The sequence below is a fragment of the Streptomyces sp. YIM 130001 genome, assembly GCF_003574445.1.
GTDB lineage: Bacteria > Actinomycetota > Actinomycetes > Streptomycetales > Streptomycetaceae > Streptomyces.
The window spans coordinates 21047-46400 of record NZ_KZ984577.1 but is presented as its reverse complement, the minus strand read 5'-3'; the positions used below and the strand labels follow the sequence as shown (position 1 = coordinate 46400).

The following is a 25354-nucleotide window of genomic DNA, read 5'->3' as shown; positions in this document are numbered from 1 at the left end:
CCGTGTCGACGCTCACTTCGCGAGCCCGAACTCACGCAGCTTGGCGGCCACTTGCTCGATTCCCTCCACCGTTCTGATGGTGGGGTTCATGGCCTGGCCGCTCAGCAGTACGTAGCGCTCGTCGCGTACGGCCCGCAGCTTCTTGGTGACGGGGTGGGACTCGAGGAAGGCGATCTTTCGTTTCGCTGACTCCGCGGTCTGCGACTTGCGGGTCAGATCGCCGATGACCAGGACGTCCGGATCGCGTTCGGCCACGGTCTCCCAGTTGATCTGGGGCCACTCGTCGCGGGTGTCGTCGAAGACGTTCTCCGCGCCGAGCTCTCGCGTGATGACGCCCGGCGCCCCGCAGCAGCCAGCCAGGTAGGGCGCGTCGGAGTTGGCGAACCAGTAGAGCAGTCCGGCCTTCGAGGCGTCGAGGCCCTCGGTGGCCTTGTCCACCCGCGACTCGAGGTCCTTCACCAGCTGTTCGCCGCGCTCGCGGACGCCGAACACCCGCGCCAGGTCGCGCACTTCGTCGTAGACGGGCTTCATGGTCAATGTCTTGGTACGTGCACCGTCACCGTCACCGCTGTTGTCCTTGCCCACGCAGTCGGTCGGCGACAGATAGCTGGGCACGCCGAGTTCGGCGAACTGCCCGCGCGGGGCGACACCACCCTTGCTGAGCGTCGCGGCGAACGAGGCGGCCACGAAGTCGGGCTCCACATCGAGCACCTTCTCCGCCGACGGGTACTGGTCGGCGAGACGCTCGACCTTCGCGTTCTCCTTCTCGAGCCCCTTCATCACGGGGTCGGTCCAGGTACCGGTCCCGGCCATCCGGTCCCCGAGGCCCAGCGAGAGCATGATCTCGGCCGAGCCCTGGTCGAGTGCCACGGCCCGCTTCGGCGGGGCCTCGACGGTGACCTTCTCGCCGCAGTTGTTCTCGAGCACCACCGGAAATCCGTCGGGTGCGGACTTGGCCCCCTGACCGCCTCCACCGCCGTCGTCCTGGCCGCAGGCGGTGAGCAGGAGGGCGCACACCACACCGGCGAGGGCAGGGCGCGAGAAGCGCAGCGGGGCACGGCGGGAGGCGGGTGCGGACGGCACGGGAAATCCTCTGTGTCGAGGGCTCATTGCGCGGAGCCCGGTCGTACGGGGACCTCTCCGCGGCCGGAGCCCACGGAGGGTGCCAGCAGGTCTTCGGACTCGGGGTCGTCCGGGACACGGCGCCTTCCCGGACGCTTGCGCTTCCAGTGGCCGATGCCGCGCCCGTCGCCCTCACCGCTGCGCGTCAGTTCCGGTTTCGCACCGGATTCCCTGACCCGTGATCGTCCGCATTCCCGCAGTTCAGCGGGCGGACGAGCATGAGTTCGACTGGCTCGGTCACGCTACCACGCACCCCTGACACGCCAACGGGGCCCGGACGGCCCCCGTCCGGGCCCCGTTGGCCGCCTCGCGCGCTACTCGCCGGGAGCGAACCAGGTGGGCGCTTCGCTCGACGCCTGCTTGATACGGAACAGACCGAACTCCTCGAGTTCCGGGAGCGCGTCCAGGGCGAACCACCCCACCTCGAGGGACTCGTCGTCATTCACCCGGGCCTCGCCGCCCACGGCGCGGCAGCGCATGGTGATGTCCATGAACTGGCACTTGTCGCCGTTGGGGTACTGGATCGGCGGTCGCGCCTCGACCAGGACGACCCGCTCGACGACGCATCGTACTGCCGTCTCCTCGTAGACCTCGCGGACGGCGCACACCGCCGGTTGCTCGCCGGGCTCGGGAATGCCGCCGATGACCGCCCACAGGCCGGTGTCGCTGCGCCGGCCGAGCAGGACCTGACCCTCGTCGTCGAAGACGATCGCGGTGACGCCGGGCAGGAACAGCAGTTGATGCCCTGCGGACTCCCGCACGGCTCGAAGGAAATCAGGAGTTGCCATGCCCCGACCCTAACCAGGCGGACCGATCAGCCGGCGGCGCGCTTCCTGCGCACGGCCCCCGCCCCGGCCCAGGCCATCCCGCCGAGCGCGACGGCCAGGAGCGCGAACTCCGGCGCGGTCCCCATCCGGGTGGCCGGGGTCTGCGACGTGCGCAGCGGCACCTCGTCGACCAGGGTGTCCGCGGTGAACCAGGTGGTGCGCTGGGCGACGGTGCCGTCCGGCTTGATCACCGCGCTGACACCGCTGGTCACCGGTACGGTCACGGCGCGGCTGTGCTCCACGGCACGGACCCGGGACATGGCCAGCTGCTGGTAGGTCATCTCGCTGCGGTCGAAGGTGGCGTTGTTGCTGGGTACGGAGATCAGCTGGGCGCCGTGGGTGACGGTGTCCCGGACCGCCCAGTCGAAGGCGGCCTCGTAGCAGGTGGCGAGGCCGACCTTCGTGCCGGCCATGGTGAAGACGCCGGGTTCGCTGCCGCGGCTGAAGTCCTGACGGACGAGGTCGGCCCACGACGGGTTGATCGACCGGATGAGACCGCGCAGCGGCAAGTACTCGCCGAACGGCTGAATCTGGCGCTTGTCGTAGGTGTCGGTCGCACCGCGACCGGGTTCCCACAGGATCTGCTCGTTGAGCAGCCTGCCGTCCTTGGCCAGAACGACTCCGCCCACGGCGATGGGGGCACCGACGGCCTCGGCGGCACGGTCGATGGCGTCCTCGGCGTCGGGATTGCGGAAGGGGTCGATGTCGGAGGAGTTCTCCGGCCAGAGCACGAACTCCGGTTGGTCCACCTTCCCGGCCCTGACTCGCTGCGCGAGCCGCTCGGTCTCGCGGACATGGTGGTCGAGCACGGCCTTGCGCTGGGCGTTGAAGCCGAGCCCGGCCTGCGGGACGTTGCCCTGCACGACGGCGACGGTGGCGGTGCCGTTCTCTGCCTCCGCCGTGACCAGCGGGCGGGACGCGACGGCCGCGACGAGCGGTGCGACCAGGGCGAGCACCGCGAGACCGGCCGCCGTGCGGCGCAGTGTCCCGGTACGGCGCCACTCGACGGCGGTGCGGACGGTCTCGGCGAGCCCGAAGCCGCAGAGCACGATGGCGAATCCGAGCACCGGTGTGCCACCGAGTGCGGCCAGCGGCAGGAACATGCCGTCCGCCTGTCCGAAGGCGACCTTCCCCCACGGGAATCCGCTGAACGGCACCCGGGCCCGAACCGCCTCGCCCGCGATCCACACCGCGGCCGCCCACAGCGGCCAGCCCGGCAACCGGGACACCGCGGCCATACCCATCGCGGTGGCACCCACGAAGAGCGCCTCGATGACGGCGAGCGCCAGCCACGGTCCCGGGCCGACCTCCACTCCCGTCCACACGAGCAGCGGCAGCAGGAAGCCGAGGCCGAAGAGGCTGCCGAGCCCGAACGATGCCTTCAGGCCACGGCCGCGCAGACACCAGGCGAGTCCGGCGAAGGCCGGCAGGGCGAGCCACCACAGGGTGCGCGGCGGGAAGCTGACGTAGAGCAGTACGCCACTGAGCGCGGCCGCGGCCGGGGTGAGCAGGCCGCGCAGCAGGCGTCGGCCGCGCGAGCCGGTGGCCGCGCCTGCCGGGGCCTGATCCGGCTCGTTCTTCGAGGTGGTGGTGGCTGTCACGTTCGGGAGTGTACGGCGCTTCGGCGGGGCGCCCGCAGGTCGGTCACCCAGCGCTGGCGGCCGGGTGCGCAGGGTCTCGGCATGCACCTCAGCAGCAACGTTCCTGCGCAACTCCTGCACAAACCGGTGTCCGAGCCGTTACCGTGTGCGTCAGTCTCCGCGGCGGCTGGATTCCGGCCACAATCCGCGGGGCCCGTCACAGTTCAAGGGCGGACGGGGGGACGACGGGATGGCTGAAACAGCCGCCCGACCGGGGTCACGGGACCAGCGCAGCACGGCCGATGCCACGGGTGTCGTCGTGCTCGGGGCCTGCGCGGTCTGGGCGCTGGTCTCGGCGACGGCACGCGACGGGCGTCCGGAGGGCGTACTGCTCGCGGTGCTCGCCGTCGCGGCGGGCCATGCCGGCGGCCGGATCTCCGGAGCGCTGCTGCCTGCCGGCGCCTTCGCCTGTGCGTCGGTCGCCGGTGTGGCTCTGGCCGCGGTGTCCGTGGCCACCAGCGATGTGCCGGGCGCCGGGACGACATCGCCGCTCGGGCACACCGGGGCGGCCGCCGCACTCCTGATCCTCACCACGGGTGCCGCCTGCTGCGGCGCCTGGTCCACGGACCGGCCCGCGGCGCGCATCGGCCTGCGGCTGCTCGCTGCCGGGATCACCGTGGCGGCCGCGGCAGTCGGCTCCACGGCGGCGCTCGTCGCCTGCGCGGGGATCGTGCTGCTCTCGGTAGCGGCCGCCCGGATGCGGCGGCGCACGGTGGGTCTCGCCGGGCTCGCCCTCGTCACCGCCCTGGTGTCCGGGGTGTCCCTCGCGGTGGCGGAGGACGTACTGCCGCACGAGCTGACGGTGTCTCTCGAGGGGCCGCTCACCCAGCACCGGGTGCTCCTGTGGCAGGACGCCGTCGATCTGGCCAAGGACGAGCCGGTGCTCGGTTCGGGGCCGGGGCGCTTCGGGGAACTGAGTGTCACCGCGGGGCAGACGCTCGACTCGGACGGCCGCCCGCATTCGGCACCGCTCCAGCAGGCGGCGGAACAGGGTGTCGTCGGGGTCGTGCTGCTCGCGGCGGCCTTCGGCTGGCTCCTGCTGTCGCTCTCCCGGGCACCGCGTGGCACGCCGCTGGTGCTGACCGCCGCAGCGACGCTGTCGGCTCTGGCCGCGGTCGCGGCGGTCGGCAACGCACTCAGCTTCACACCGGTGACAGCGGGCGCCGGTCTGCTCGTCGGCCTCTCGACCGCCCGTCCGCTGAACGACGACCTGCCGCCGCCGCACACCGATCCGTCGGTGCGGCCGGGGCGACTGCCGCAGTGACTGCCCGGGCCCTCAGGCGCTCGCTGCCGGTCCCGTGGCGGCGGGCGGACCGAGCCGGTCACGGATCACGCGCACCGCGGCTTCCGCGTCATCGACGGTGACCGTGAACTTCCGGCCGTCTCCGAGACTGAGGACCAGGCCCTCACCACGGCGTACGACCACGGCGGTGCCGCGCTCGGGGCGCCACCGGTAGCCCCAGCCGCCCCAGTGCCTCGGTGTGACCCGAGGTGCGAAGTCGGCGTCGACGACGTGTGCCAGCTCGATCCGGCGACGCGGCAGGCCCATGTGCCCGCAGCGCACCTCGAGGAAGTCCTCCTCGATGCGCACGGCCACATGAACGAACGCCAGGGTGCCGTAGAGCATCAGCAGTCCGGCGGCGACGCAGCCCACCACGGACATCAGCAGCGGTGCGATACCCGAACTCCAGGGGGAGTCGACGGCCAGCTGGACGCCGAGGGCCATGCAGGCCGCGCCGGCCGTGGCGAGCAGCCACTGGTAGCGGTTGGTCGCGCGGCCCGACCAGAGTTCGCCAGCGGGCACCGCGGTGTCGTGCGGTTCGCGCGCGTCGTGCTCGGAGTGGGGGTCCCTCATGTCTTGCAGGCTACTCGTGATCCGCAGGGAAAGCAGGGGAGCACGAAGGGTGACGAGGAGCGGCGCCCACGTGCGCGCAAGGCCGTCGGTGCGGTCCCGCGGGACCGCATCGGCGGGCCCGCACCCGAGGGGCCGAGGCGTCAGCGGACCGGGCTCACCGCGGCGAGCAGCCGGCCTTCGGCGTAGGTCAGCGCCGCCTCGGGAAGTTCCGCCTCGCGGCCGCTGAGGAGCACCGTCAGGCCCCCGGCCAGACCGCCGTCGGGCTCCGCCGCGGCGATACGGCGCATCAGCTGTGCGGCGACGGCGCCGGCCGAAGCGTGCAGGACGAGCGGCTCCGCGCTGTCACCGCGGACGGCGACCGCCTGGCGGATGCGCTCCCCCACCAGTTCGTAGTGCGTGCAGCCGAGGACCACGGAGCGTACGTCGCGCGGGGTGCGCTCTGCGGCGTCGGCCACCGCACGATCGATGGCCGCCTCGTCGGCGTTCTGCACCGCGTCCGCAAGGCCCGGGCAGGCGACCTCGGTGACGTCCACACCGTCCGCGAACCTGCCGATCAGATCGCGCTGGTAGTCACTGCCCGTCGTCGCGGGAGTCGCCCAGATGGCCACCGGACCGCCACCGGCGGCGGCCGGCTTGATGGCGGGCACGGTGCCGATCACCGGTACCTGAGGCTCGAGTCGGGCGCGCACGTCGGCGAGCGCGTGCACGGAGGCCGTGTTGCAGGCCACGATCAAGGCGTCGGGTCCGTGGGCCGCGGCGGCCTCCGCTGCGGCGACCGCACGCGCGGAAACGTCGGCGGTGGTACGGGGCCCCCAGGGCATGCCATCGGGGTCGCTGGAGAGTACGAGATCGGCCGACGGCTGTAGGCGCCGCACCGCGGCAGCGGCTGGAAGGAGTCCGATTCCGGAGTCGATGAGCGCGATCTTCACCCGCTCACCATAGTCGATCGCCCTTGTGGGGCCTGCCTCGTGGGGCACACTCCGGGACATGAGCGCCCTCGCATGGACCGCATCGGCCTCCCTCGCCGCCTGGCTCTGGCTGCTCCTCGGGCAGGGCTTCTTCTGGCGGACCGACGTGCGCCTTCCGCCCGGACGTGAGCCCGCGGTGTGGCCCTCCGTACGGATCGTCGTCCCCGCCCGTGACGAGGCGGCGGTGCTGCCGTCGAGCCTGCCGTCGCTGCTCGCTCAGGACTACCCGGGGCGGGCCGAGATCGTCCTCGTCGACGACTCGAGCTCCGACGGGACCGGCCGCCTGGCACGTGAACTGGCCGCGGGTCGCGGCGGGCTGCCCCTCACTGTGACGACGCCGGGCGAACCTCCGGCCGGCTGGACGGGCAAACTCTGGGCCGTACGGCACGGCATCGGCCACGCGCGCGTGGGGGACGAAGACTGCGCGCGGGACGACACGCTCCACGCGCGCGTGGAGGACGAAGGGGAAACGGCGGCCGTCGGCCCGGAGTTCCTGCTGCTCACCGATGCCGACATCGCACACGCGCCGGACAGCCTGCGGAAGTTGGTGACGGCCGCGACCGGCGGCGCATACGACCTGGTGTCGCTGATGGCCCGTCTGCGGGTGGCGAGCGTCTGGGAACGCCTGGTGGTGCCGGCGTTCGTCTACTTCTTCGCGCAGCTCTACCCGTTCCGACGGGTACACCGGCCACGCGCGCGTACCGCCGCGGCCGCCGGCGGCTGTGTGCTGCTGCGCGCGAGCGCGGCGACGCACGCCGACGTGCCCGCGGCGATCCGTCAGGCGGTCATCGACGACGTGGCGCTGGCCCGGACCGTCAAGCGCGGCGGCGGACGGATCTGGCTTGGGCTCGCGGATGGCGTGGACAGCGTGCGACCGTATCCGCGCCTCGGTGATCTGTGGCGGATGGTGTCGCGCAGCGCGTACGCCCAACTGCGCCACAACCCGCTGCTGTTGCTCGGCACCGTCGGCGGACTGCTCCTGGTGTACGTGGCGCCGCCGGTGGGCCTGGCGGCCGGGGTGCTGTCCGGCGACACGGTGGCGGCGGTCGTCAGCGGCGCCGCCTGGCTGTTGATGGTCCTCACGTATCTGCCGATGCTTCGCTACTACCGGCTGTCGGCCGGGCTCGCTCCGCTGCTGCCGGGGACGGCCGTGCTGTATCTGCTGATGACGGTGGATTCGGCGGTCCAGCACTATCGGGGCAGGGGTGCCGCCTGGAAGGGACGCACCTATCCGCGCCCGGAACGTGCCGGGGCGGCACCCAACCCGTAACTGCCGTGCGGTGGGGTCTACTTACGGCCCGGGGTCCAGTTCATGCCCCAGCCGTAGGTGTAGTCGACGGTGCGCTGCGGGCTGACGCCGCGCTCGGGGACGAGGTAGCGGGCCTCACGGTTGACGATCAGTTCGCCATCCTGGTTGGTGATCAGGGCCAGGGCGCAGACCGTCGAGGGCACGGTGCACTCGTCGAGGTGGAACTCGACGGGGGCGCCGTGCTGCGGCTGCAGCGTCACGGTGGCGTTGAGGTCGGCGAAGCTCCGGGCGCCCTCGTAGATGGTCACGAAGATCAGGACACGGCGCAGCTGGTGCTTCTGGTCGAGGTTGATCGTGAGGTTCTCGCCGCTGTCGACCGCGCCGGTGCGGTCGTCGCCGTCGAGGTGGATGAACGGCGGCTGGTTCAGGGCTCCGAAGGCGTTGCCGAGGGCCTGGACGACGCCCTTGCGGCCGTCGGTGAGCTCGAAGAGGGCGCACAGGTCCAGGTCGAGGTCGGCGTGCATGGCGACGGCGCGGCCGAGCTTGGCACCCCAGCCCTTGAACTGCTTGCGCACCTGCCAGTTGAGGTTCACGCGCATCGCACCCGTGCTGCCGCCCTGCTTGGCGAGGGACACCGACGGCGCTTCCTTGGTCAGGGTGACCTTGGTGAGTCGTACGGGCTGCGCGGGGGCGGGAGCGGGGGCGGGCGGTGCCGGAGGAGGTGCCGGGGCCACCGGGGCGGGCTGCTGGGGCGCCACGTAGGTGGGCGTCGGAGCCGGCGACGGCGGGGCCGGCTGCGGCGGAGCGGGGGCCGGCGCCTGCTGCGGCTCGTCCACGCTGATGCCGTAGTCGGTGGCGAGGCCCTCGAGGCCGGTGCCGTATCCCTGGCCCACGGCGCGGAACTTCCAGGCGCCCTGGCGTCGGTAGAGCTCACCCAGCACGAAGGCCGTCTCCACGGAGGCGTCCCCGCTGTCGTAGCGGGCCAGTTCACTGCCGGTGGCCGCGTCGAGGACGCGAATATGCAGGTCCGGGACCTGTCCGAAGGTGCCACCGTCACAGGAGGCCGCGAGCACCACGGTCTCGATCGCGGGCTCCACGCGCGCGAGGTCCACGGCGACGGTGTCCGTCACCGTGCCACCGGCCGTCCGCTTGCCCTCGTGCTGCACGGCGCCCGAGGAGTGCGTGGGCTGGTTGTAGAAGACGAAATCCGCGTCGGAGCGGACCTTCCCGGCGGCGAGCAGCAGAGCCGAGGCGTCGGCGTCGGGAACGCCGGCACCCGAGCGCCAGCCGATCTCGACTCGTACCGCGGGTGCCGGCACCGGCACGTTCGATCCCTTAGGCATTGACATGTCTGTCCCCATCGCGCGTCGTCGCGTCCAGAAGTGCTGCCGATCCGTACACGGCCAAACCTATTCCCGTGGTTGCCTCCTACGCGCGCAAGGTCCGCAGATCACGATCCGAGCACTGTCCACAGCCGCGGGCACGACCACGGTTTCGTCACTACGCTGTGGGCATGGCGGCCAAACCCGAGGTCAAGTCCTGGCAGGAGATGCGCGACTGGCAGGTCGGCCTCCTCGAACGCAACACGGGCCGGACGCTGGCCAGTTGGACCCGGTCGGTCGAGGAACGCGCGCCGGCCGACGAGCAGCAGCTCCGCGCCTGGCTGGAGGGCGAGGGGGTGCGGGGTTACGCACAGCAGCTGCTCGTGCACGAGACCTTCGGCTATCCGGATTTCCTGCGGCAGAGCGCGGACGACCTGATCGACGCCCAGTACGCCGACCGGCCCGGACTGCGGCCGGTGCTCGACGCCGTACTCCTGCACGCCGCACCGCTTGCGCAGGTGACCCTGCAGGTCCGCAAGACGTTCGTGGCGCTGGTCGGGCCGCGCCGCACCTTCGCGCGGGCCCGGCCCACGACCCGGACCCGCGTCGACGTCGGCCTGCGACTCCCGGACGCGGCACCCGGCGGCCGGCTGCTCTCCGCGAAGGGCCTGGGCGACGGGATGGACGTGCGGGTCGCCCTGTCCGCCGTCGACGAGGTCGACGACGAGTTCGCGGTACTGCTGCGCCGGACCTACGCCGCCAACGTCTGACCGTCGCGCGGGGCGTGGAGGCCGACTCCCGTCGTATCGCGCGCGGGCGAATTCTCGGTCCTCTCGAGTCACCGCACGAAAATGCTTTTCGGAGTGCTGAAATGAGCCGCCGAAATCCGCCGTGTTCTGTCAGGGGCGAAGTCCGTACCGCGGGTCCGAACCGGCCGTGAAACACCACTCGCCGACGGCGCGCGCCTGCCGCGCGGGCAGCGGCTTCAGGGAGTCTCCGCTCACGCCCCCGACCAGCTCAGAGCTTTCTTCGGGCCCGTTTGGCGGGAGTGAACCGAGCGTCCCCGCGGACTGCGCACCCCCGAGCCGCCGCCCGGTGAACGGCCCGCGTCGCGAGCGGGTCGCCGTTGTGTGCGGGCCCCGACCAGCGGCTCTACCTGGTCGAACGCGCCTCGCGCCACAGCCGACGGCCGATCATCGCAGCAGACGGAAGAGGTACGACAGCGGACAGGACCACGCGCCCGACAATCCCTACGGTCGCCAGGGAATCACCCTTGAACGGTGAATGAGCATTCACGTCGGGCACTCGATCAACAGGGAACCGGCCAGCTATTTCACGGTGGTAAAGAACCATCGGCCGAATTTCCGGTACCTCAATGGCGCGAAGGCGAGTACCCGCTCCATGCGCGGATGGCAGGATGCCGGGTGGTGATTCGCGACCGACGCTCCCGAGTCGACGCACAGGCCGGCGCCCTGTCCGCAGGCGGCGCCCCGACCCTCCGGCACACTCCGACCCCTGCCCGACGCCGCGAACTTGACCGAAAATCACGACCGGCCCGACGCGGCGCGTCGTACCGGGCACCGAGCGCATCGACGGGGCGTAGTCCTTTGTGCACGGGGCGTACGCAAACCCCGAGGCCCCTGTCCGGGCCCAGAAAGCGCGAGCGATCCGCACCTCCCGTGCGACGCAGCCCGCTGCGAACTCCCGCGGCCGACGCCCCCGATCCCCTCTCCCCCACGTCACCGCACGAACACACGATGGGCACCCGCCCGTACAGCCATCCCACAGCCCCCGCACCCGCGCCCGCCCGCCCGAGTTCCGCACCGCAGCGCCGCTTTCGCGGGTGACAGGGCACCAACAGGACGACGTGAGGGGAAACTTCACGCCCCTCCCCTCATCATTCCGGCTGAATTCCAGGGGTACCCCGCGCCGGAGATCGGATGTCCGCAGCGGCCCCGGCAAACCGTGAATGCGCTGGTCGGTTACCCGCAGGTACCGACGTCAGGCAATGGCGCACCCCCGCAGTTTCTTCGTAACGAAGGGAGTGCAGACGGCGGACGCATGATTTCCACACACGCCACACCTATGTCAGGGCTATCCAACCAGCACATCGTGGGCTTAACTTATGTGCCATGACCTCCCCCCGCGCCACCTACGGCAGCGGTTACTACCCCGCGCCTTCATTCCCCGACACCCCGATCTACGACTCGCTCGTAGCCGAACGCGGCACACCGCAGATCGCTCCGATCCGTGTGCCGGCCGCGTACGACACCGGCAGCCAACTGCCCGCGCTGCACTCGTCGTTGCCCGCGCTGCCGGCCGCGCCGTCAGCCCAGCAGCCGCACTACGGGTACCCGGGAGCGGCGCAGCCCGCACCGCTCCAGCACGCCCCCGCGCCCTACATCCCGCAACAGGCCGCGGGCCCGCGTGGCTATCCGGCGCCCCACCAGCAGCAGCGACCTCCGCAGAACGGCGGCTACGAGGCGATGCGCCCGGCGGCTCCCCGTCCCGCGCCCATGCAGCCCGCACCGATGCAGTACGAGGACCCGCACCGCCGCCCGTATCCAGGAGGGCACGGGTACTGACACGGTCAGCTTCGGACGCCGGGACCGACCACCCGGCCCGAGGCTGCATCCGGGCCCTGGAGGGGGAAGGCCAGGGCCCTTTGTCATGCCTGGACAGCCACGCGGTGCCATGCCTGGACAGCCACGCGGTGACCGGACGCCCGCATGCCGTGACGCCCGGCAGAACTCTTGTCCGAGTGGAGGAGTATTCTGCGCGCGGGCGACCCCCCGCGGGTCCACGCCCGGGCGCACGCGACCGGTGATGCCGGCACCGCACAGAAGCTGACGGCCCGTTCGGGGAACACAGCGGTCATACACGGCCGTTGACTCACCGGACGGGTGATTTCGCTCTCTCTTCGTCCCGCCCGCGCTTGGACTGTGCCGCGGCGGGTTAGGACGGACGCGGAAGGGGGTGCGGCATCGTGCGGGCTGTGGTGGGAATCTGGCGCTGGCGGCGCAACGGGCTGCGCCGTAGAACAGACCTGGTGGAGGCCTGGACCGCCCTGGTGGCCGTCGCGTTGATCGTGTTCGCCGCCCCGGCTGTCGGGTGGATAGTGGGCTCCACGGCCGACGAGGCCCTGCAGCGCAGCGTGCAGGCGCAGCACGATACGCGGCACCGGGTGACGGCGACCGTGCTGACCAAGGTGGCCGCCCCGCCCCTCGACCCCGACCCCGAGACCTCCACCGCACGTGATTCGGGCAGTCGCGTCACCGCACGCTGGGCCGCGCCGGACGGCAGCAGGCGTTCCGGCCCCGTGAAGGCGAATCTGCGCAGCCCCGAGCCGGGCGACCGGTTCCGGCTCTGGACCGACGACCGGGGGCGCCCGGCGACCCGGCCGCTGGACTCCGCCACGGCCGGCTCCCATGCCGTCCTCGCAGGTGTCGCGGCGGGCGCGATGTCGGCGGGCCTCGTCGAGGGCGCACGCCGCCTCGTCGTATGGCGCCTGGTGCGGGCGCGGTACGAGGCCTGGGACAGCGAGTGGGCCAAGGCCGGTCCGGACTGGGGCCGCACGGGCACGGGCAGCTGACCGGACGTTCCTCCGAACTCGTCGAAGGTGCTCCGGACCGGTCAACTCGCCGCCCCTGCGCACGCTACGGTGGTCCGGCAGGTCCGACGCGAAACGCATGAGGTGGGGGCACGGCAGCGCCATGGCACAGGGCACGGTCCAGGTGACACACAGCGGAACTTCCCGCTGGCGGCGCCGCACAGGTGAGTACGGTTCGCTGTCCGCCGCCCTGGAGGCCGCGGGCGACGGCGACGTACTGACCGTGGCGCCGGGCACCTACCGGGAGAACCTGGTGATCCAGCGCGCGGTGACCCTGCGTGGCGAGGGCTCCGTGGGATCCGTACGCCTCGCCCCGGCGGACGGAGTTCCGCTGACGGTCCGCTCTTCCGCGGTGGTGCAGGACTTCCAGGTGGAGGGGCAGGACACCACGTCGCCCGCGGTCCTCGTGGAGGACGGCGCCCCTGAACTGACCGGGCTGCGCATCGTGACGCGTTCCGCGGCCGGCATCGAGGTGCGTGCGGGCGCGCGTCCCACGGCCCGCAGATGCACGGTCGACAACCCTGCGGGCGTGGGCATCGCGGTGCTCGGCGGCGGTGGCGGGGTGTACGAGGAGTGCGAGGTGCTCGCGGCGGGGCAGGCCGGAATCGCGGTACGCGACGGCGCGCATCCGCGGTTGGAGCGGTGCCGCGTGCACCACTCCGGCGGTGCCGGCCTGTCGGTGATGGGCGACAACTCGGCGCTGGAGGCGCTGGGTTGCGAGGTGTACGAGATCAAGGGCTCGGGCGTGCAGGTCACCGGGAGGGCCGCCGCGCACCTCACGCACTGCACGATCCACCGCACCTCCGCGGACGGGGTCACCATGGACACCGACGCGGTGCTCACGCTGGCCGACTGCCGCGTGCACGACATCCCGGAGAACGCCTTCGATCTGCGGTCGCGCTCGGTGCTCACGCTCACCCGCTCCACGGTGAGCCGCTTCGGGCGCAATGGCCTCTCGGTCTGGGACCCGGGGACCCGGGTGGACGCCAATCAGTGCGAGATCCACGACAGTACGGGCGACTATCCGGCGGTGTGGGTGAGCGACGGGGCCACCGCGGTGCTCGACTCCTGCCGGGTGCACGACGTGCCGGATGCGCTGTTCGTCCTGGACCGCGGTTCGCGGGCGGACATGGTGGACAGCGACGTCTCCCAGATCCGCAACACCGCCGTTTCGGTGAGCGACGGGGCCGTCGCACAGCTCGACGACTGCCGGATCCGGGACGTGGCCACGGGTGCCTGGTTCCGCGACCACGGCAGCGGCGGCACGCTCAGCAACTGCACCTTCGAGGGTGCGCAGACCGGAGTGATCGTCACCAAGGGCGCGGACCCGACCGTCGAGCGGTGCACCGTGACCGCGCCCGCGGAGGCCGGATTCTATGTGTCGGCCGAGGGCCGCGGCACGCTCGAGGGCTGCCGGGTGACCGGCAGCAGCGGGTACGGGTTCCATGTGATGGACGGCTGCCGCACCACGCTGCGCAAATGCCGCACCGAGCGGTGCGCGCGCGGCGGCTTCGAGTTCGCCGAGGACGGCCCGCTGGTCGAGGACTGCAGCAGTGACGAGAGCGCCGGCCTGCGGCCGACCGCGCCCGAGCGAGTCGTACAGACCGCCACGCAGCCCGGCGGACTCCTCGGCTCCATTCCCGGTCAGCGCAGCCCGGAGCCCGAGGCGGCGGCCGCTCCCGAGCCCGCGGAACAGCGGTCGTCCAAGGCGGTGCTCGGTGAACTCGACGCCCTGGTCGGCCTGGACAGCGTGAAGCTCGAGGTGCGCGCCCTGACCGACATGATCGAGGTCGGACGGCGCCGGATGCGGGCCGGCCTCAAGGCTGCTTCCGTACGCCGCCATCTGGTGTTCACCGGGTCGCCCGGCACGGGCAAGACGACGGTGGCGCGACTGTACGGCGAGATCCTCGCCTCGCTCGGTGTGCTGGAGCAGGGGCATCTGGTGGAGGTGTCCCGGGTGGATCTGGTCGGAGAGCACATCGGCTCGACGGCGATCCGCACCCAGGAGGCCTTCGAACGGGCCCGTGGCGGCGTGCTGTTCATCGACGAGGCCTACGCCCTGTCCCCGGAGGACTCCGGTCGCGACTTCGGCCGCGAGGCGATCGACACGCTGGTGAAGCTGATGGAGGACCACCGCGAGTCCGTGGTGGTGATCGTTGCCGGCTACACCTCGGAGATGACGCGGTTCCTTTCGGTCAACCCCGGTGTGGCGTCACGTTTTTCACGGACCATCACCTTTGGCGACTACGACGCCGGCGAGCTGCTGAGGATCGTGGAGCAGCAGGCCGAGGAGCACGAGTACCGGCTGGCGGAGGGCGCCGCCGAGGCGTTGACGAAGTACTTCACGGAACTGCCGAAGGGCGCCGCGTTCGGCAACGGGCGCACGGCCCGGCAGACCTTCGAGGCGATGGTCGAGCGGCATGCGGGCCGCGTCGCCCACTTCGACGACGCGACCACCGACGATCTCACCCTGCTCTACCCGGAGGACCTGCCCGAACTGCCGTGACCTCCGCCGCTGTCGGGGGCTAGCCGTTGCCCGCGCCGTCCGGAGGGCCGGGCTGGTGCGGGACGGCGGGTCGCAGTCGGGCGAGCAGAGCGGCGCGTTCCTCGGCGAAGGCCGGGTCGGCCTGGTAGTCCGAGTGGCCGAGGATCGGTGCGGGCAGCGGGTGTTCGTCGGTACGCGGATAGGCGAGCGGATCGAGCAGCGGTGCGTCGTCGACCTCGGCGCCCCCCTTTCCGGCGAGCCGCACCGGTCCGCCGATCGGGTCCGTCAGACGGTGCAGATTGCGCCAGCAGACGACCTCCAGGTGCAGGGCGTCGAGCGCGGCCGGGCCGAAGTGGGCGGGGAACCAGCGTCCGTAGAGGCGTTCGAGCGGCGATCCGTACGTGAGCAGCGCGACGCGTTTGCGGACCGCGGCGGGCAGTTGCCAGGCCGCGGCGGCGGCGAGGACGCTGCCCTGCGAGTGGCCGGAGAGGACCAGGCGTCCGCCCGTCTGCCGGGTCCAGGACACCATGCGCCAGGTCAGGTCGGGGACGGCGCGCTCCGCGTAGCAGGGCGGCGCGAACGGGTGCGCGGCGCGCGGCCAGAACGTGCCGACGTCCCACAGGATGCCGATGGTCCGTCGCGCCGAGGGGTCCCGGTAGGCGCGGCGCCCCCAGGTGACGAAGAGTATGAAACCCAGACCGATCATCCAGGAGCCGAGTGCCTGTGCGGTCTGCGCGGTACCGCTCACGAACCCCGGTGCGTCGGCGGCGGCCCTGCCCGGCACCTCGCCCGTGGCCCAGGCTCCCGCGAGCGCCGCGGCGCCGAGCAGCAGGGTCACGGCCGAGACGACGCCGACGATGACCGGTGCGCGGTCGGTCAGCGCCGCACGGGCGCGCGTACCGGCGATCTTCCTGGTCCGAACGGCGTCGTCGTCCTGGACGTCGTAGAGCGCGCACACTGCGTCGATCTCCCGGCGCCTGCGCTGCAGGGTGCGCATCGCCAGGTGGCCGGCCAGCAGCAGGACGACGACGAGCAGTACGGGGATCACCGCAGCCTGCCAGGAGAGCACCACGGGCGGGCCGGCCAGGGCGCCGCCTTCCTGGCCCGGGGTACCGCCGCCGTCCAGCCAGTCGGCGACCCGTTGGGCGACGCCGCCGGACATCACGCCTCCGAGGGCGCAGGAGAGCATCGCGACGGCGGGGCCGCCCAGTCCGCCGAGCGCCGTACTGGGTACCCGCGTCGTCCGGTAGAGCACGATCGCGACGCCCGCGAGAGCCACCACGAGCAGGCCCTGTACGAGCGCGATGCCGCCGAAGGTCGCGTCGCCGGGGAGCCTGCCGACGGAGCGCCAGCCGGGCCGGTCCCAGGCGGCGTAGGTGACGGCGAGCACGAGCAACGCCAGTGCCACGAGCGGGAGCAGAGAAGTGACGGCACGGTCGAGGCGCCGGTCGAAGGTGCGCTCGCTGCGGCCGCGGCGGCAGACGACCGCCACGACGACGAGCATGCCCGCGATCAGCGTGCCCTCGACAACCCGGCCGAGGAGGTCGAGCGGAGCGGAGCCGCCGGGAGTCCGGTCGAAGCGGGCCGCGGAGGTGGAGACCGCGGCGGCCACCGTGAGGAGCCCCGCGGCGGTGTGGGCGGCCCGGAGTCGAGCAACCGGCCGGCGGCCGTACCAGAATCCGGGGCGGCTGAGCTGGCGGGCGTCGCCCTCGGCCGGCTCGTCCTGCGGCAGCGGCCGCTGGGCCTCGTAGGCGATCCAGGTGCGGCGGGAGAGGAACCACAGGAGCGCGGTCAGGGCGGTGGGGACCAGGGAGGCGAGTGCGAGCCGGCGGCCCGGCTGCGTCCACCAGCCACCGCCCCCGTCGGCGTCGGGCGCCAGGAAGCCGAGCCAGGAACGGTCGTCCGCGCAGGCATGTGTGCCCGCGCACTGCCAGGCCATCAGGTCGAGAGCGACCTCGCAGGCGGCGGCCACCAGGAGCACGGTGAGGGTGAGTCCGACGAGGCGGACCAGGACGCCGTAGACGCGGACGGCGCCGGGCCTGCCGTGGGCGCTCGGGCGCATCCAGTGGGCGAGGTTGACGACCATGAACGGCAGGAGGAGCAGCCACAGCGCACGGGTGCCGTTGCCGGAGGTGAGGTTCGCCCAGCTGTAGGCCTCCGGCACGGGTTCGCCCCGGTAGTCCTCGGGCCGTTGCTCGGCGTCGGTGTCGTCACCGCGCCGGTGCACCGCCGCGACGTCGTCGCCGCTGACCCGGACCGTGCGAGGGTCGCTGAGCATCTCCTGCGGTGTCGTCCCGCCGACTCCGTGGACCAGTAGCTCGAGCGCGATCTCCTCCGTCTGCGTGGGCGTGGCTTGCTGCGGCACTTGGTGCGGCTCCCCGTGTCTCATCTGTTTGTGGTGCCCCGTACGGACGTAAAGGATCCCGCCCGGACTGGCCGGACGCGCGGTCGTCACCGAATCTCCCCCTGGTCGGGTGGCTTCGAGCGACCGCGCGGCGACGGGTGCCGGGGAGGTCACAGCCGCTGTCCCCGCGCCGGGCGTGGCGTGGCAGGATGAGGGATCTCCAGGCGGGAACCACGAGGGAAGGACCGGACCGGGCGTGAGCGAGCAGCAGAACCTCCTCGCGGAGCAGCGACGTGCGCTCATCGTCGACGAGGTCCGGCGGCGCGGAGGCGTCCGGGTCAACGAACTGACGCGCAGGCTCGGCGTGTCGGACATGACCGTACGCCGCGACCTGGACGCGCTCGCTCGGCAGGGCGTACTGGAGAAGGTGCACGGCGGTGCGGTGCCGGTCGTGGAGGCCAGTACGCACGAGCCGGGTTTCGAGGCGAAGTCGGGCCTCGAGCTGAGCGCCAAGGAAGACATCGCACGCACCGCGGCGTCCCTGGTGGCGCCGGGCAGTGCACTGGCGCTGTCCGGGGGTACGACGACGTACGCGCTCGCGCGGCATCTGCTCGACGTACCGGATCTGACCGTGGTGACCAACTCGGTGCGGGTGGCGGACGTGTTCCACGCGGCGCAGAGCGGTACGGAACGGCGAGCGGGCGCGGCGACGGTCGTACTGACCGGGGGTGTGCGCACCCCGTCGGACTCCCTGGTGGGCCCGGTGGCCGACCAGGCGATCGGCTCGCTCCACTTCGACGTGCTCTTCCTCGGCGTGCACGGCATCTCTCCCGAGGCGGGTCTGTCCACGCCCAACCTGGCGGAGGCCGAGACCAACCGGCGGCTCGTGCAGTCCGCCCGGCGGGTGGTGGTGGTCGCGGATCACACCAAGTGGGGGACGGTGGGCCTCAGTTCATTCGCCACGCTCGAGCAGGTGGACACCTGGGTGACGGACGCGGAACTTCCCGACGAGGACCGCACGGAGATCGGCGAACATATAGAGCGACTCGTCGTGGTCGGTGAGCCGGAGCCCGCCGCAGACAATTGACGCTCCGTCAACTATGGTGTGCGGGCGTCGCACAGCCCAACCGCCCGGACTCGCAGGGGGTTTCAGGACCATGGCACGCCGACTGAGCCCGGTGGGGCTGGAGTTCATCGAGACGGCACCGTTGCGCTTCACCTTCACCCGGGAGATCGGTTCGCCGCCGGCGGCGGTGTACCGGGCGCTCGCCGAGGACGTCGAAGGCTGGCCCGCGTGGTTCAAGGCAGTGTCCCGCGCGCAGTCGACGGACGACGCCAAGGGCCGCTCGATCAAGCTCAGAGTCGGCGTGCACTTCGCCGAGACGATCCTCGCGGCGGACCCGGACGAGCGCTACGCGTACCGGGTCGACGCCACGAACGCGCCCGGCGTCCGCCACCTCGTCGAGGAGTGGCGGCTGACGCCTGCGAGTGGCGGCACCCGGGTGCGGTGGACCTTCGCGGCGGACGGTTCCGCGGCGTTCCGGATCGGTCTCAGGGCGGCCAGGCCGGGACTCGGAAGCTCCTTCCGCGACGCGGTCACCCGGCTCGACAGCCGACTGTCCGGCACCCCCGCGTAAGCGCTTGTCGCGCGCCGGGGCACATCCGGTTCAGTCGGTGCCCGACCACACCCCGGTGGCGATCAGCGACTCGATGGCGGCCGCGTACGGGCTGATGTCCAGGCCCTGCTCCTCCAGCCAGGCGTCCGAGTAGTACTTGTCCAGGTAGCGGTCGCCCGGGTCGCAGATGAGCGTCACCACACTCCCCCGGCTGCCCTGCGCCACCATCTCGGCGACGATCTTCAGGGCGCTCCACAGACCGGTGCCGGTGGAACCGCCGGCCTTGCGGCCGATCGCGGCTTCGAGCGCACGCACCGCCGCGACGCTCGCCGCGTCCGGGACCTTCATCATGCGGTCGATGGCACCGGGCAGGAAGCTCGGCTCCATCCGGGGCCTGCCGATTCCCTCGATCCGCGATCCGCAGTCGGTGGTGCAGCCGGGATCCTCGTTCACCCAGCCGTCGAAGAAGCAGGAGTTCTCCGGGTCGGGCACGCAGATGCGGGTGTCGTACTGCATGTAGTGCACATAGCGCGCGATCGTCGCGGAGGTGCCGCCGGTGCCGGCCGTGGTGACGATCCACGCGGGCTCCGGGTAGCGTTCCAACTCGAGCTGCTGATAGATGGATTGGGCGATGTTGTTGTTCCCCCGCCAGTCCGTGGCGCGTTCGGCGTAGGTGAACTGGTCCATGTAGTGGCCGCCGGTGCGGTCGGCGAGCGCGGCGGACTCGGCGTACATCGTGCGGGAGTCGTCCACGAAGTGGCACCGGCCGCCGTGGAACTCGATCAGACGGCACTTCTCGGCGCTGGTCGTACGGGGCATCACCGCGATGAAGGGCACGCCGATCAGCTTCGCGAAGTACGCCTCGGAGACGGCCGTCGAGCCGCTGGAGGCCTCGATCACGGGGTGTCCCGGCCGGATCCAGCCGTTGCAGAGCCCGTAGAGGAACAGCGAGCGGGCGAGGCGGTGCTTGAGACTGCCGGTGGGGTGCGTCGACTCGTCCTTGAGATACAGGTCGATGCCCCACTCCTCCGGGAGCGGGAAGCGCAGCAGGTGTGTGTCGGCCGAGCGGTTGGCGTCGGCCTGGACCTTGCGTACGGCCTCGTTCAGCCAGGTCCGGTACGTCGGGTCGCTGCGGTCGACGTCCAGGGTCGGCGTCGCCGACGCGGTCGCCCGCTCCTGAGGGGTACTCATCGGGCGGCTCCTTCAGCCTTCTCGCGGGGCGCGGTCCGCCCCGTCGGCAGCTCCGATCATAGACACCTTCACCCCACCTCTCACCTGCATAAACAGTCCTTGGAGCGCCCCAAAGCAACTGCTGGCCCCTCACGTTGCACCCTGCGCGGGCAGGCGTGACGATGCCTGTCGACGTGCTCCGTACGCAGGACTGGGACACTGGTGTGCGGGCCGCATGTGCGGGCACACTGCGAGCACGGCCCCAGGGCCACGGGGGCAAGGGACCGCGGGGACATGGAGCAGGGGGCGAGCGGCATGACGGAGCCGGACTTCACGGCCACGGGCGTACGGATCGACCGGCGGCTGCGGCGCTCGCTCACCCGGGCGGGCCAGGTGCGCATCAGCGACGGCCGCCTCGAGTTGCTCACGAGCTACGGGAGCGAGATCGACAGCGCACCACTGAACACCGTCCGCGCAGGCCGCCCTTGGTTCTCCACCGCCGACCGGGCCCGGGCCACGGTCAACGGCAGGCGCTACTCCCTGACGCTGCGGGCCGACGCCGGCGAGCCGGATCCGGACGTCCCCCCGGCCGAGCCAGAGCCCGCGAGCAGCACCTCCACGGCACGACGCTTCCTCGAGGCGGTCCGCCGGACACGCGGACGACTTTCGCAAGGCTGAGGCCGTCGGCCGCCACCTGGCGGCGGACCGCTGTCACCTGCCGGAAAGTATCCGCGAGTTGCAGTACCCCACCCCCTGAGTCACCCTGGTCACACGTCACTCAGGGTTTACCGGCGGTCACGCTGCGAACCAGCAGCACCGCCCAGCAGGCAGCCACTGTGGAATCCGTGGTTCTCCGCCCGGACCGTCTCGTCGAGTTCCGGAACGGTGCTTCCCGCGGAACCGATCTTCGTCTTCCGGACCTCAATTCGGGGAGTCGCAGCCGTGATCAGCCAGCAGAGCAGGCACTGCACGGTGGAGCTCCAGGCCCTGCCGTCCCGCATCCGACAAGTCCGCAGAATCATCTCGGCGCAATTGCGCCACTGGCATCTCGAACCCTTGATAGACGAGGCCACCCTCGGCGTCACCGAACTGCTCAGCAACGTCCACCGGCACGCAGGACCGGACAAGCAGTGCACGGTGGAGATCGTGCTGCGCCCCGACCGGCTCACCGTGTCCGTGCACGACCACGACCCCCGGTTGCCGCAAGTGCACCGGGCCGAGTCCCTGGACACCTGCGGGCGCGGGCTCGCCCTGGTCGAGGCCGTCAGCGAGAGCTGGGGTATGCGGCCGGAAGGGCCCGCGGGCAAGGTCGTCTGGTTCACCCTCCCCACTCCGGTTCCGGCCGCTCCGCCGCGCCGTGACACCGCGCCGCTGTACGCCACGGCACGCCCCCACCGGGCCGGCCGTCCCGTACGGATGCCGGAGAAGACTCCCGCCCGGTCGGCCGTCGCCGGCTGACCGGGCGGTGACTCGCCCCTTCCCCGGGCGGAGTCCCGGGTTCACTCCGTGGCGATCGCGCGCAGCACGTCCAGGCGTGCCGCCCGCCGCGCCGGGCGCCAGCCGGCGAGTGCTCCGGCCGCAACACCCACCAGCGCCACGACGACGAGCTGGACGGGCGGCAGAGCGAAGGCGAACGGGCTGTCGCTCGCTCCGTCCGACGCCTCGACCAGCACCCAGCCGAGGAACGCCCCGAGGGCGAGACCTCCCGCGGTGCCGAAGGCCGCGACGAGTACCGACTCCCAGCGGACCATCCCGCGCAGCTGGCCGCGGGTCTGGCCGACGGCCCTGAGCAGACCCAGCTCACGGGTCCGTTCGTGGACGGCGAGGGTCAGCGTGTTGGCGATGCCGAGCAGCGCGATCAGAACGGCAAGGGCCAGCAGGGCGTAGACCAGGGTGAGCATCATGTCGATGCCGCCGGCCGCCGACTCGGCGTACTCGTCCCGGGTCTGTACGTCCGGGTTGCCGTAAGGGGAGGCCGCCTTCTCCACCGCGGCCTTCCCGTCGGCGGGGTCGACGCCGTCCGCGAAGGTGACGGCGATCAGGTTGTCGGCGTCCTGGGCGCGGTGCGGAGCCCAGGCCTGCCGGGTGACCAGGTAGTCGCCGGCCAGTTCGGGCTCCTCGTAGACCGCGCGCACGGTGAAGGTCTCCCGCTCGCCGTCGGTGAAGCCGAGCTCGGTCCGGCTGCCGGGCTTCAGGCCACGCGCCTCGGCCTCCGTGGCGGATACGGCGATGCCGTCCGTGCCGAGCCGGTCGAGCGAGCCGTCCACCGTGCCGAGGTCGAGGCCGTCGGAGAGCGCCTTCGGGTCGGTGACGGTGAGTTCCCGGCCGGCGCCGTCGACCTGGGCGACCCCTCGGCCGAGGCCGACCGCGTTCGCCACCTCGGGCCGCTCCCCGATGACTCCGGCCAGTTCCGGGCTCAGTCCGCTGCCGCCCGCGCCGAATCCGGGCACACTGACGGCCACGTCCCCGGCGAACGAGCGGGACACCGTCTGGTCCATCGTCGCCTTGAGCGAGGCCCCGAAGACGGTGAACAGCGAGACGACCGCGACGCCGATCATCAGAGCGCTCGCCGTGGCAGCAGTGCGCTTGGGGCTGCGCAGGGCATTGCGCCCGGCCAGCCGCCCCGTCGTACCGCGCAGCCGCCCGAGGGGCACCCCGAGCACCCGTACCGCCCTGCTCGACGCCACCGGGCCGAGGATCACGAAGGCGATGAGGGCCATGACGGCTCCGGTGCCGGCCAGCCACACCGAGGGAACGGCCACTACGCCGGTCAGGGTGACACCGAGTGCGAGCAGTGCGAGGATCCCGCCGGCGACGGCTCGGCCGCGGGAGGCGCCGGACTGGTCGACGGAGGACTCGCGCAGCGCTGCCAGCGGCGCGGTGCGCCCGGCCCGGACGGCCGGCAGCAGGGCCGAGCCGAGGCAGACCACCATGCCGACGGCCAGCGGCAGCGCCATAGACACTCCACTGATGACGAGGTCGCCCTCCGGGAACGGGAAGCCGATCGCCGGGAACAGCGCCTGCAGTCCCGCCGCGATGCCGATTCCGCCGGCCAGTCCTGCCGCCGATGCGGCGACGGCGACCATCGTCGCCTCCGCGAGCGTCGCCGCGACGACCTGCCTGCGCGCCGCGCCGAGAGCCCTGAGCAGGGCGTTCTCGCGGGTCCGCTGGGCGACCACGATCGCGAACGTGTTGTGGATGGAGAAGGTGGCGACCAGCAGCGCGATCCCACTGAAGACCAGCAGGAACGTGGTGAACAGGCCGAGGAACTGACCGGAGATCATCTCGGTGTTCTCCTCGGCCGACTCCTGGCCGGTGATCGCCTCGGTACCGGCGGGCAGTACGCGGCCGAGTGCCTCGACGAGCTCGCTCTGGCTCGTCCCGGAGTCCGCGCGTACCTGGATCGAGGCGGCTTCGCCGGGCTCGGGCGTCAGGTACTTCTCGGCGTCCGCCCTGGTCATCCCGGTGAAGGTGACCTGGGCCATGCCGTCCTCGCCGCCGAAGGTGGCGAGACCCACCAGGGTGACCCTTACGGGCTCGGGGGTGCGCAGGATCGTGGTGTCGCCGATGCCGAGGCCGGCCGTGTCGGCTGCGCCGCGGTTGACGATGACCTCGCCGGACTTGGCGGGGAGCCGGCCCTCCGCCAGCTGGTACGGGTTGAGTTCGGGGTCGTCGATCCAGTTCCCGGCCAGCGTGGGCGGGCCCTGTCCGCCGACCGGTTCGCCGTCGGAGCCGATGAGCTGGCCGGCGCCCTGGATGTCGGGTTCGGCCGCTGCGACCTCCGGCACCTGCCCGATCCGCTCGGCGAGGTCGGTGTCGACGGGCTGCCGTACGCCCTGGCTCTCGCCGGGAGTGGTGATCGTGTCGGCGCTGCGGACGACCGCGTCCGTACCACTGGAGGCGTTGCCGAACATGGTGTCGAAGCCGGCCCGCAGGGTGTCGCCCATGACCAGCGTGCCGGCCAGGAACGCGACGCCGAGGAACACGGCGGTGAAGGTGCCGGCGAACCTGCGTTTGTGTGCGCGCAGCGAGGACAGGCTGATCCGCGCCGTCGCGGATGCGGCACTCATCGGGGCACCTCCTGGGGAGCCGGCCCGCCGGACGCCGCCAGGTCGAAGGCCTTCATCCGGTCGAGGACCTTGTCCGCGGTGGGCGCGGCCATCCGGTCGACGAGCCGGCCGTCGGCGAGGAAGACGACCTCGTCGGCGTGGGCGGCGGCGACCGGGTCGTGGGTGACCATGACGACCGTGCGCTCCGTGCCGCGGACGGCACGGCCGAGCAGGCCGAGTACTTCCTCGCCGGAGCGGGAGTCGAGGTTTCCGGTGGGTTCGTCGGCGAAGACGACGTCGGGACGTCCGGCGAAGGCCCGGGCCACAGCGACGCGCTGCTGCTGGCCGCCGGAGAGTTCGGACGGCCGGTGGTGCAGCCGGTCGCGCAGGCCTACGACGTCGATGAGCGCTTCGATCCACTCGGGGTCGCCCCGGGTACCGGCGAGGTCCAGGGGCAGGGTGATGTTCTCCGCCACGTTCAGGGTCGGCAGCAGGTTGAAGGCCTGGAAGACGAAGCCGATACGGTCGCGGCGCAGGACGGTGAGCCTGCGGTCGTCGAGCGTGCCGAGCTCGGTGTCCCCGATGAAGGCCGCGCCTTCGGTGAGGGTGTCGAGCCCGGCCGCGCAGTGCATCAGCGTGGACTTTCCGGAGCCCGAGGGCCCCATGATCGCGGTGAACCGGCCGACCGGAAAGTCGACGCTCACCCCGTCGAGGGCCCTCACCTCGGTGTCGCCGCGGCCGTAGACCTTCACGGCGTCGACGACCCGGGCCGCACCGGGGGTGCGGAGCGTGGTGCCGGTGGCGGTCATGACGGTCCGCCCTTGGAGGCGGGGCCGAACTGCTCGTCCAGGACGGACAGTCGGCGCCAGTACTCGTCCTCGTCGATCTCGCCGGAGGCGAAGCGGCGGCCGAGCATGGCGATGGGCGACTGCCCGTCGGGCACGGGTCCGCCCGGCCGGCCGCGGCCACGGCCGCGCCACACGGTGCGCCGCAGCACGGTTACGACGCCGATGACGACCGCCGCCCAGATCAGCGGGAAGAACAGGATCCATGGGCCGGGGCCACCGTCCCACTGCGCCAGCGTCTGCATCTGAACC

Annotated in this window: 21 protein-coding genes and 1 riboswitch; of the genes, 10 read left to right on the top strand and 11 right to left on the bottom strand. The window is 72.0% G+C overall.

Going from position 1 to position 25354, the window contains the following annotated elements; translation table 11 throughout:
* Positions 1-12 precede the first annotated feature (12 nt).
* From DSC45_RS34035 to lnt, 3 genes are all read right to left on the bottom strand, one after another.
* The gene (locus DSC45_RS34035) at positions 13-1083 is read right to left on the bottom strand and encodes an ABC transporter substrate-binding protein (protein WP_240435005.1); all 1071 of its coding nucleotides are present in this window, start codon (positions 1081-1083) and stop codon (positions 13-15) included.
* 87 nt (positions 1084-1170) lie between these two features.
* Positions 1171-1295: riboswitch (cobalamin riboswitch) on the bottom strand.
* Positions 1296-1436: 141 nt separating this feature from the next.
* A complete protein-coding gene (locus DSC45_RS34030) occupies positions 1437-1910 on the bottom strand; it encodes an NUDIX hydrolase (protein WP_119295905.1) in 474 nt (157 codons plus the stop codon).
* Positions 1911-1936: 26 nt separating this feature from the next.
* Entirely contained in the window at positions 1937-3550 is a 1614-nt protein-coding gene (gene lnt, locus DSC45_RS34025; protein WP_119295914.1) for an apolipoprotein N-acyltransferase, read from the bottom strand.
* Between the two features lie 229 nt (positions 3551-3779).
* Between lnt and DSC45_RS34020 the strand changes: the two genes are divergently transcribed.
* Positions 3780-4853 (top strand): O-antigen ligase family protein, encoded by a 1074-nt coding sequence (locus tag DSC45_RS34020; protein WP_119295904.1) that lies wholly within the window; start codon positions 3780-3782, stop codon positions 4851-4853.
* Positions 4854-4865: 12 nt separating this feature from the next.
* On the opposite strand, the gene DSC45_RS34015 is transcribed toward DSC45_RS34020, so the two are convergent.
* Positions 4866-5444, bottom strand: coding sequence for a hypothetical protein (locus DSC45_RS34015; RefSeq protein WP_240435004.1), 579 nt, complete (start codon positions 5442-5444; stop codon positions 4866-4868).
* Positions 5445-5584: 140 nt separating this feature from the next.
* Entirely contained in the window at positions 5585-6373 is a 789-nt protein-coding gene (locus DSC45_RS34010) for a glutamate racemase (protein WP_162929423.1), read from the bottom strand.
* Positions 6374-6431: 58 nt separating this feature from the next.
* Between DSC45_RS34010 and DSC45_RS34005 the strand changes: the two genes are divergently transcribed.
* A complete protein-coding gene (locus tag DSC45_RS34005) occupies positions 6432-7682 on the top strand; it encodes a glycosyltransferase (RefSeq protein WP_119295902.1) in 1251 nt (416 codons plus the stop codon).
* A 17-nt stretch (positions 7683-7699) separates the two neighbouring features.
* On the opposite strand, the gene DSC45_RS34000 is transcribed toward DSC45_RS34005, so the two are convergent.
* A complete protein-coding gene (locus DSC45_RS34000) occupies positions 7700-9004 on the bottom strand; it encodes a TerD family protein (RefSeq protein WP_240435003.1) in 1305 nt (434 codons plus the stop codon).
* Positions 9005-9174: 170 nt separating this feature from the next.
* On the opposite strand from DSC45_RS34000, the gene DSC45_RS33995 reads away from it, so the two are divergent.
* The 4 genes from DSC45_RS33995 to DSC45_RS33980 all read left to right on the top strand — a co-directional run bounded on the left by DSC45_RS33995 (position 9175) and on the right by DSC45_RS33980 (position 15099).
* Positions 9175-9753 carry a DUF5655 domain-containing protein gene (locus tag DSC45_RS33995; protein WP_119295900.1) on the top strand — a complete coding sequence of 193 codons (579 nt, stop codon included), beginning with the start codon at positions 9175-9177 and terminating at the stop codon, positions 9751-9753.
* A gap of 1362 nt (positions 9754-11115) precedes the next feature.
* Positions 11116-11568, top strand: coding sequence for a DUF6643 family protein (locus DSC45_RS33990; RefSeq protein ID WP_119295899.1), 453 nt, complete (start codon positions 11116-11118; stop codon positions 11566-11568).
* Between the two features lie 401 nt (positions 11569-11969).
* Positions 11970-12575: an Rv1733c family protein gene (locus DSC45_RS33985; RefSeq protein ID WP_119295898.1), complete on the top strand. Its 606-nt coding sequence runs from the start codon at positions 11970-11972 to the stop codon at positions 12573-12575.
* Positions 12576-12696: 121 nt separating this feature from the next.
* Positions 12697-15099, top strand: coding sequence for a right-handed parallel beta-helix repeat-containing protein (locus tag DSC45_RS33980; RefSeq protein WP_119295897.1), 2403 nt, complete (start codon positions 12697-12699; stop codon positions 15097-15099).
* A gap of 19 nt (positions 15100-15118) precedes the next feature.
* Here the strand turns inward: DSC45_RS33980 and DSC45_RS33975 are convergent, their stop codons facing one another.
* Positions 15119-17443 carry a hypothetical protein gene (locus tag DSC45_RS33975; RefSeq protein WP_119295896.1) on the bottom strand — a complete coding sequence of 775 codons (2325 nt, stop codon included), beginning with the start codon at positions 17441-17443 and terminating at the stop codon, positions 15119-15121.
* 235 nt (positions 17444-17678) lie between these two features.
* Between DSC45_RS33975 and DSC45_RS33970 the strand changes: the two genes are divergently transcribed.
* Entirely contained in the window at positions 17679-18509 is an 831-nt protein-coding gene (locus tag DSC45_RS33970) for a DeoR/GlpR family DNA-binding transcription regulator (protein WP_119295895.1), read from the top strand.
* Between the two features lie 70 nt (positions 18510-18579).
* Positions 18580-19059 carry an SRPBCC family protein gene (locus tag DSC45_RS33965; RefSeq protein WP_119295894.1) on the top strand — a complete coding sequence of 160 codons (480 nt, stop codon included), beginning with the start codon at positions 18580-18582 and terminating at the stop codon, positions 19057-19059.
* A gap of 30 nt (positions 19060-19089) precedes the next feature.
* Here the strand turns inward: DSC45_RS33965 and DSC45_RS33960 are convergent, their stop codons facing one another.
* Positions 19090-20229, bottom strand: coding sequence for a PLP-dependent cysteine synthase family protein (locus tag DSC45_RS33960; RefSeq protein ID WP_119295893.1), 1140 nt, complete (start codon positions 20227-20229; stop codon positions 19090-19092).
* Positions 20230-20523: 294 nt separating this feature from the next.
* Between DSC45_RS33960 and DSC45_RS33955 the strand changes: the two genes are divergently transcribed.
* Together DSC45_RS33955 and DSC45_RS33950 are read left to right on the top strand one after the other, a co-directional pair.
* The gene (locus tag DSC45_RS33955; RefSeq protein ID WP_119295892.1) at positions 20524-20886 is read left to right on the top strand and encodes a hypothetical protein; all 363 of its coding nucleotides are present in this window, start codon (positions 20524-20526) and stop codon (positions 20884-20886) included.
* Positions 20887-21150: 264 nt separating this feature from the next.
* Positions 21151-21666, top strand: a complete 516-nt coding sequence (locus tag DSC45_RS33950; protein WP_119295891.1) for an ATP-binding protein — start codon at positions 21151-21153, stop codon at positions 21664-21666.
* A 41-nt stretch (positions 21667-21707) separates the two neighbouring features.
* Here the strand turns inward: DSC45_RS33950 and DSC45_RS33945 are convergent, their stop codons facing one another.
* The 3 genes from DSC45_RS33945 to DSC45_RS33935 are packed head-to-tail and all read right to left on the bottom strand — an operon-like array spanning position 21708 to position 25347.
* Complete coding sequence (locus DSC45_RS33945) at positions 21708-24278, bottom strand: ABC transporter permease (RefSeq protein ID WP_119295890.1); 2571 nt, start codon at positions 24276-24278, stop codon at positions 21708-21710.
* The gene (locus DSC45_RS33940) at positions 24275-25066 is read right to left on the bottom strand and encodes an ABC transporter ATP-binding protein (RefSeq protein ID WP_119295889.1); all 792 of its coding nucleotides are present in this window, start codon (positions 25064-25066) and stop codon (positions 24275-24277) included. Before DSC45_RS33940 ends, DSC45_RS33945 begins: the two co-directional genes overlap by 4 nt.
* Positions 25063-25347: an SHOCT domain-containing protein gene (locus DSC45_RS33935; protein WP_119295888.1), complete on the bottom strand. Its 285-nt coding sequence runs from the start codon at positions 25345-25347 to the stop codon at positions 25063-25065. Before DSC45_RS33935 ends, DSC45_RS33940 begins: the two co-directional genes overlap by 4 nt.
* Positions 25348-25354: the final 7 nt, after the last annotated feature.

Excerpts from the sequence above, each read along its gene's own strand:
- DSC45_RS34030 (WP_119295905.1), bottom strand. The coding sequence starts at position 1,910 with ATGGCAACTCCTGATTTCCTTCGAGCCGTGCGGGAGTCCGCAGGGCAT.
- DSC45_RS34020 (WP_119295904.1), top strand. The coding sequence starts at position 3,780 with ATGGCTGAAACAGCCGCCCGACCGGGGTCACGGGACCAGCGCAGCACG.
- DSC45_RS34015 (WP_240435004.1), bottom strand. The coding sequence starts at position 5,444 with ATGAGGGACCCCCACTCCGAGCACGACGCGCGCGAACCGCACGACACC.
- DSC45_RS34005 (WP_119295902.1), top strand. The coding sequence starts at position 6,432 with ATGAGCGCCCTCGCATGGACCGCATCGGCCTCCCTCGCCGCCTGGCTC.
- DSC45_RS34000 (WP_240435003.1), bottom strand. The coding sequence starts at position 9,004 with ATGCCTAAGGGATCGAACGTGCCGGTGCCGGCACCCGCGGTACGAGTC.
- DSC45_RS33995 (WP_119295900.1), top strand. The coding sequence starts at position 9,175 with ATGGCGGCCAAACCCGAGGTCAAGTCCTGGCAGGAGATGCGCGACTGG.
- DSC45_RS33990 (WP_119295899.1), top strand. The coding sequence starts at position 11,116 with ATGACCTCCCCCCGCGCCACCTACGGCAGCGGTTACTACCCCGCGCCT.
- DSC45_RS33980 (WP_119295897.1), top strand. The coding sequence starts at position 12,697 with ATGGCACAGGGCACGGTCCAGGTGACACACAGCGGAACTTCCCGCTGG.
- DSC45_RS33965 (WP_119295894.1), top strand. The coding sequence starts at position 18,580 with ATGGCACGCCGACTGAGCCCGGTGGGGCTGGAGTTCATCGAGACGGCA.
- DSC45_RS33960 (WP_119295893.1), bottom strand. The coding sequence starts at position 20,229 with ATGAGTACCCCTCAGGAGCGGGCGACCGCGTCGGCGACGCCGACCCTG.
- DSC45_RS33955 (WP_119295892.1), top strand. The coding sequence starts at position 20,524 with ATGACGGAGCCGGACTTCACGGCCACGGGCGTACGGATCGACCGGCGG.
- DSC45_RS33945 (WP_119295890.1), bottom strand. The coding sequence starts at position 24,278 with ATGAGTGCCGCATCCGCGACGGCGCGGATCAGCCTGTCCTCGCTGCGC.
- DSC45_RS33940 (WP_119295889.1), bottom strand. The coding sequence starts at position 25,066 with ATGACCGCCACCGGCACCACGCTCCGCACCCCCGGTGCGGCCCGGGTC.
- DSC45_RS33935 (WP_119295888.1), bottom strand. The coding sequence starts at position 25,347 with ATGCAGACGCTGGCGCAGTGGGACGGTGGCCCCGGCCCATGGATCCTG.